This is a genomic window from Mycobacterium sp. TH-M15, assembly GCF_057473705.1.
On the sequence record NZ_JBYCLB010000512.1, the window covers coordinates 1 to 6,672 of the forward strand.

8 protein-coding genes are annotated in these 6,672 nt (G+C 69.5%); 5 read left to right on the top strand and 3 right to left on the bottom strand.

Features of this window, described 5'->3' with window-relative positions; all coding sequences use genetic code 11:
• On the bottom strand, positions 1-391 hold a 391-nt coding region (locus AC2VNT_RS12520), incomplete at its 3' end, for a class I SAM-dependent methyltransferase (RefSeq protein ID WP_486947165.1).
• A 4-nt stretch (positions 392-395) separates the two neighbouring features.
• Positions 396-1,331, bottom strand: a complete 936-nt coding sequence (locus AC2VNT_RS12525; RefSeq protein ID WP_486947166.1) for a class I SAM-dependent methyltransferase — start codon at positions 1,329-1,331, stop codon at positions 396-398.
• A gap of 256 nt (positions 1,332-1,587) precedes the next feature.
• Between AC2VNT_RS12525 and secY the strand changes: the two genes are divergently transcribed.
• Genes secY through AC2VNT_RS12545 form a run of 4 tightly spaced genes read left to right on the top strand, consistent with a single transcriptional unit; the run spans position 1,588 to position 4,762 of the window.
• Complete coding sequence (secY, locus tag AC2VNT_RS12530; RefSeq protein ID WP_486947172.1) at positions 1,588-2,919, top strand: preprotein translocase subunit SecY; 1,332 nt, start codon at positions 1,588-1,590, stop codon at positions 2,917-2,919.
• Positions 2,916-3,467, top strand: a complete 552-nt coding sequence (locus AC2VNT_RS12535) for an adenylate kinase (protein ID WP_486947167.1) — start codon at positions 2,916-2,918, stop codon at positions 3,465-3,467. Before secY ends, AC2VNT_RS12535 begins: the two co-directional genes overlap by 4 nt.
• Positions 3,468-3,482: 15 nt before the next feature.
• Positions 3,483-4,277, top strand: coding sequence for a type I methionyl aminopeptidase (gene map / locus AC2VNT_RS12540; protein ID WP_486947168.1), 795 nt, complete (start codon positions 3,483-3,485; stop codon positions 4,275-4,277).
• Positions 4,274-4,762 carry a MarR family winged helix-turn-helix transcriptional regulator gene (locus AC2VNT_RS12545; RefSeq protein ID WP_486947169.1) on the top strand — a complete coding sequence of 163 codons (489 nt, stop codon included), beginning with the start codon at positions 4,274-4,276 and terminating at the stop codon, positions 4,760-4,762. The genes map and AC2VNT_RS12545 overlap by 4 nt, the downstream gene beginning before the upstream one ends.
• 15 nt (positions 4,763-4,777) lie before the next feature.
• Here the strand turns inward: AC2VNT_RS12545 and AC2VNT_RS12550 are convergent, their stop codons facing one another.
• A complete protein-coding gene (locus AC2VNT_RS12550; RefSeq protein ID WP_486947170.1) occupies positions 4,778-5,395 on the bottom strand; it encodes a TetR/AcrR family transcriptional regulator in 618 nt (205 codons plus the stop codon).
• A gap of 39 nt (positions 5,396-5,434) precedes the next feature.
• Between AC2VNT_RS12550 and AC2VNT_RS12555 the strand changes: the two genes are divergently transcribed.
• Positions 5,435-6,672: hypothetical protein (locus tag AC2VNT_RS12555; protein WP_486947171.1), on the top strand; the 1,238-nt coding region annotated here is incomplete at its 3' end.

Sequence of the window (6,672 nt, forward strand, 5' to 3'; positions counted from 1 at the left end):
GGTCCACCTCGTAGACGGTGCTGCCGGCCGGCCAGGGCAGCCGGTACGGCCGCGAGTCCAGTCCGGCGGCCAGGATGACCGCCTGCCGTACCCCGGCGCCGGTCGAGTCGGCGAAGAAGTCGTCGAAGAACCGGGTGCGCACCGCCAGCGAGGCCACCATCTGGCGCACCTGGCCCGCCCGCTCGTCGGGCAGGTCGGCCGGGGCGACCCGCCCGTCCACCAGCCGGGTGAAGAAGTCGATGCCGACCGCGCGCACCAGCGGCGCCGCGTACGGATCGTCGATGATGGCGCCCGGCTCGGCGGTGGCCAGGGCTCGCGCCGCGGCCACCATGGTGGCGGTGGCGCCCACGCTGGACGCCAGGTCCCAGCTGTCGTTTTCGGTGCGCGCCACGGTGCTACGCCCGGCCGTTGCGGATGCCGACGGCGTACTGCATCCGGGCGAAGCCGGTCTCGTCGTCGACCGGTGTCAGCCCGTGGCTGGTGAGTAGCTCGTTGACGGTGCGGCTGCTGACCTGCCAGCCGTGGCCGGTGAGGTAGCCGATCGCCTCGTTGCGGTCGCCGAAGTAGATCAGGTCGGACATGTCCAGCTCGAAGCCGTGCTCGCGCAGCCGGTCGGCGGTGCGCTGCATCTCGGCGCGCATCTTCTCCTGGTCGGCGGGTGGCAGGTTCGGCACGTTCTCCACGGCGACCCGGCTGCCCGGCGCCGACAGGGCGGTGATGTCGTCGAGCAGCCGGTCCTGGGCATCCGGCGGCAGATAGCCGAGCAGTCCCTCGGCGCTCCACGCCGTTGCCGCGGCCGGGTCGAAGCCGGCGGCCCGCAGCGTCGCGGGCCAGTCGTCGCGCAGGTCGACGGCGACGGGACGCCGTTCGGCGGTCGGGTCGAAACCGAGCCCGGCCAGCGTGCGGGTCTTGAACTCGATCACCTGCGGCTGGTCGATTTCGTAGACGACGGTGCCGGCGGGCCAGGCCAGTCGGTAGGCGCGGGCGTCCAGCCCGGACGCCAGGATCACCGCCTGTCGAACGCCGGCGTCGGCCGCGTCCAGGAAGAAGTGGTCGAAGAAATCGGTCCGCACCGCCATGTTGTCGGCCATCCGGGTCATCCCGCTCGGCCCGTCGCCGTCGAAGGCGGCCGGATCGAGCTCACCGCTGGCCAACCGGGTGAAGATGTCCACGCCGACCGCGCGGACCAGCGGCTCGGCGAACGGGTCATGGATCAGCGGCCCGTCCGGCCCGTCGTCTCGGCTGGCTATCGCGCGTGCCGCGGCCACCGCGGTGGCCGTCGCGCCCACGCTGGAGGCCAGATCCCAGGTGTCGTTGTCGGTGCGTGCCATGGTGAACTCCTCCGTCGGTCCGGGCCGGTGACCCTCTGATAATTAGCCAGTATAACTTGTTGGGTCGTGCTACGCCCAGCGGCACCCCGGACCCACGCGGGTAGCTGTTAGTCTCATAGACTGCTGGACACGTCTTAGACGCGAGGGGCCGCCGATTCTGGCCTGCGGGTCGACGCGAACCACCGGACTGAAGACGCTGGCCAAACCAGCCCATCGGCACGCCGTGACCAGCACTCGGCTGCGCAGGAGGAGAAGAGTGTTCTCGGCTTTCATCTCGTCACTGCGAACGGTCGACCTGAGGCGAAAGATTCTGTTCACCATCGGCATGATCGTGCTGTATCGCCTGGGCGCCTCCATCCCGTCACCGGGTGTCGACTACCAGAATGTGCAGCAATGCATCAAGCAGGTCAGCGGCGGCGACTCGGCACAGGTCTACTCGCTGATCAACCTGTTCTCCGGTGGCGCGCTGCTGCAGTTGACGGTCTTCGCCATCGGGGTGATGCCGTACATCACCGCGAGCATCATCGTGCAGCTGCTCACCGTGGTCATCCCGCGCTTCGAGGAGCTGCGCAAGGAAGGCCAGTCCGGCCAGAACAAGATGACGCAGTACACCCGCTACCTCACGGTCGCGCTGGCGGTGCTGCAGGCGACCAGCATTGTGGCGCTGGCCGCCAACGGCGGACTGCTGAAAGACTGCACGCTGCGGCACGACATCATCGCCGACTCGAGCATCTTCACCCTGATCGTCATCGTGCTGGTGATGACCGCGGGCGCCATCCTGGTGATGTGGATGGGCGAGCTGATCACCGAACGCGGCATCGGCAACGGCATGTCACTGCTGATCTTCGTCGGCATCGCCGCCCGGCTCCCGATCGAGGGCAAGTCCATCCTGGACAGCCGTGGCGGCATGATCTTCACCGCGGTCTGCCTGGCCACCCTGCTGATCATCGTCGGTGTGGTCTTCGTCGAGCAGGGCCAGCGCCGGATCCCGGTGCAGTACGCCAAACGGATGGTCGGCCGGCGGATGTACGGCGGCACCTCGACGTATCTGCCGCTCAAGGTCAACCAGGCCGGTGTGATCCCGGTCATCTTCGCGTCGTCGCTGATCTACATCCCGCAGCTGATCACCACGCTGATCCGCAGCGGCAGCAGCAGCCCGGGCACCAGCTGGTGGGACAAGGTGGTCAGCACCTACCTGTCCGACCCGTCCAACCTGGTCTACATCGCCGCCTACTTCGGGCTGATCATCTTCTTCACCTACTTCTACGTCTCGATCACCTTCAACCCCGACGAGCGGGCCGACGAGATGAAGAAGTTCGGCGGCTTCATCCCGGGTATCCGGCCGGGCCGCCCGACCGCCGACTACCTGCGCCTGGTGCTGAACCGGATCACCCTGCCCGGCTCGATCTACCTGGGCCTGATCTCGGTGCTGCCGAACCTGTTCCTGCACATCGGCAATACCGGAACGGTGCAGAACCTGCCGTTCGGCGGGACCGCGGTGCTGATCATGATCGGCGTCGCGCTGGATACCGTCAAACAGATCGAAAGTCAGCTCATGCAGCGCAATTACGAGGGATTCCTCAAGTGAGAGTGGTATTGCTCGGACCGCCCGGTGCCGGAAAGGGCACCCAGGCCGTCAAGCTGGCCGAGAAGCTGGGCGTCCCGCCGATCTCTACCGGCGACCTGTTCCGCAGCAACATCTCCGCCGGCACCGAGCTGGGCCGCCAGGCCAAGCAGTTCCTCGACGCCGGCGACCTGGTACCGGCCGAGCTGACCAACGCGCTGGTCGCCGACCGGATCGATCAGGCCGACGCCGGCAAGGGCTTCATCCTGGACGGCTACCCGCGCTCGGTGGAACAGGCCCAGGCGCTGCACGACATGCTGGACACCCGCAACACCCACCTGGACGCGGTGCTCGAGCTGCGGGTCAGCGAGCAGGAGCTGCTCAAGCGGCTCAGCGAACGCGGCCGGGCCGACGACACCGCCGAGGTGATCCACAACCGGATGAGCGTGTACCGCGAGGAGACCGCGCCGCTGCTGGACTACTACCAGCACGAGCACGATCTGCACGTGGTGGACGCGCTCGGCACGGTCGACGAGGTATTCGCCCGCCTGATACAGGCGGTGGGGCAGTAGGTGATCGGCCTGCCGATGCGACGCAGCCGCAAGGTGGTGCCGCAACGCAGCCCGGCCGAGCTCGACGCCATGGCCGCCGCCGGCGCGGTGGTGGCGGCCGCGCTTTCCGCGGTGCGGCAGGCCGCCGTCGCCGGGCTCACCACGCTGCAGCTGGACGAGATCGCCGAATCGGTGATCCGCGAGGCGGGCGCGGTCCCGTCGTTCCTCGGTTACCACGGCTTCCCGGCGTCGATCTGCTCGTCGGTGAACGAGAAGGTGGTGCACGGCATCCCCTCGGCCGACGACGTGCTGGCCGTCGGCGATCTGGTCTCGATCGACTGCGGCGCGATTCTGGACGGCTGGCACGGCGATTCGGCGATCACCTTCGGGGTGGGGAAGCTGACGACGAGCGATGAACTCTTGTCGGCGGCGACCCGGCAGGCGATGGAGGCCGGGATCGCGGCGATGCTGCCCGGCAACCGGCTCGGTGACGTGTCGCACGCCATCGAATCGGGTGTCCGCGCGGCCGAGGCCCGCCACGGCCGGCGGTTCGGCATCGTCGCCGGCTACGGCGGGCACGGCATCGGCCGCCAGATGCACATGGACCCGTTCCTGCCCAACGAGGGGCCGGCCGACTGGGGGCCGTTGCTCGCGGCCGGGTCGGTGCTGGCCATCGAGCCGATGCTGACCCTGGGCACCACCGACACCGACGTCCTGGACGACCGGTGGACGGTGGTCACCACCGACGGCTCCCGGTCCGCACACTGGGAGCACACGGTGGCGGTCACCGAGGACGGACCGCGGATTCTGACGGCGGCCCGACCCCGGTGAGCCCCGACCCGATCGCGGTGGCTCGGGCCAACTGGGAGCGGGCCGGCTGGGGTGCGGTCGCCGACGGGATGGTGGCGGTCACCTCGGTGATGCGCGCCCACCAGATTCTGCTGGCCCGGGTCGAGGCGGCGCTGCGCCGCTACCAGCTGAGCTTCTCCCGGTTCGAGCTGCTGCGGCTGCTGGCGTTCAGCCGCACCGGCGCGCTGCCGATCGGTCGCGCTTCCGACCTGCTGCAGGTGCACGTCACCAGCGTCACGCACGCGATCCGGCGGCTGGAGGCCGCCGGGCTGGTGGAGCGCCGCCCGCATCCCACCGACGGCCGCACCACCCTGGTGGCGCTCACCGAGTCGGGCCGCTCGACGGTGGAGCAGGCCACCGCCACCCTCAACGACGAGGTCTTCGCCGACATCGGCATGTCGGCGCGCGAGTCGCGGGCGCTGTCGGCCGCGATCGAGACGCTGCGGCACCGGTCGGGTGATTTCTGAGCGGCCGCAGCGCCGCTAGCGCCGGTCGCGCCGCAGGTAGTGGCAGGCCATGTCGATCAGCACCGCCCGCTCGGCCTGCCAGTCGACCGGCAGGCCGATGCTCATCTGGGCCAGGACCATGCCGCGCAGCGCCGCCCAGATCACCTCGGCGACGCCGTCATCGGCCGGATCGTCGGAGATCAGCCGGCCGAGCCGGCCGATCGCGGTGTTCATCTCCAGCAGGTGGCTTCGCGACCGCGTGCCCAGCGCGCCGCGGCTGGCCCGCAGGATCTCGAACGCGGCCAGCGAGGTGGGGCTGGAGTAGCAGCGCCAGGCGGCGTCGATCACCCTGGCCACCCGCTCCGGCGGCGCCAGGTCGGCGACGTCGACCGCCGAGAGGCTGTCCAGCAATTCGTCCACCCCGGCGTCGACCACCGCCATCAACAGCCCGCTGCGGTCACCGAAATGGTACTGGATGACGCCCCAGGTCACACCGGCCCGTTCGGCGACGTGCTTGGCGGTCGCCGCACCGAAGCCTTCGTCCAGGACGCAGCGCACCGTCTCGGCGATGATCGCCGCGCGGGTGTCGTCACCGCGCTTGCGTGGGGCGCTGGTGCGTCGAGCGGGGGCAGCGTGGCCTGGCGAATCTGACATTGTTGACTTTATAACATAGATGACTTTATGTTCGATTGCATGACCGAACCGACCAGCCGGTACGCGGCCCTGTCCCGCGCCGAACTCGCCGTCCTGGTGCCCGAGCTGCTGTTGATCGGCCACCTGATCGACCGCGCCGGCATGGCGTGGTGCATCAAGGAATTCGGACGCGAGGCCATGCTGCAGATCGCGATCGAGGAGTGGTCGGGGGCCAGCCCGATCTACACCCGGCGCATGCAGCGGGCGCTGGGCTTCGTCGGCGACGACGTGCCGACGATCTTCAAGGGCATGCAGTTCGACATCGGCTCACCGCCGCAGTTCATGGACTTCCGATTCACCCTCTATGACCGCTGGCACGGCGAGTTCCAGACCGCCAGCTGCGGTGCACTGCTCGACGTGGAGCCGCTGGGGGAGTCCTACGTCTTCGGTATGTGCCACACCATCGAGGACCCGACCTTCGACGCCACCGCGGTGGCGACCAACGTGCACGCCCAGTGCCGGCCGATCCACCGTCCGCCGCGCATCCCGGCCGACCGTAAGCCGCACTGCTGCTGGAGCGTGCGCATCGACCCGGCCCACCCGCCGGTGCAGGAGATCCCGGCGCTGGCGGTGGTCCGGGCGACCCGGGCCGCCACCTGGACGCTCGACGACATCGGTCCGGCCGACGAGGGCCAGGCGGATTACTCCGGGCCGCTGCTGTCGGACGTCGACTTCACCGCGTTCAGCCACTCGGCGCTGGTGCGCATCGCCGACGAGGTCTGCCTGCAGATGCACCTGCTCTACCTGTCCTTTGCGCTGGCGGTCCGCACGCATGCCGGCGACGACGCCGCGCTGGTCCGCGACGTGTGTACCCGACAGCTGACCGGGCTGGCCGGGCTGGCCGCCGACCGGATTCGGTGTGCCCTGGATTTGCCGGCCGACGTCGACGGGGCTCACCGCGTGCTCGAGCTGCACCCGCTGATCAACCCGAGCGGCTACGTGCGGGCCGAGACGGCGGGGAACACGCTGATCGTGCACCGCTCGCCGGCCCACACCGACGGCGCCTGGATCGGGCTGTGCTCACCGCAGTCGGTGGCGCCGCTGCAGGCGGTCGCCACCGCGGTGAATCCCCGGCTGATCGTGACGGTCGAGGGCACCGACACCGACTGGACCGCGACGCTGGCCGAGACGGACGCCACCGCCGACGAGGCGATGGAGGTGGCGACCACCAAGGTCAGCAAGGGCTCGACCTTCCGGTTCACCCCTCGCAAGTCGGTGCCGATCCCGTTCCAGCCGTC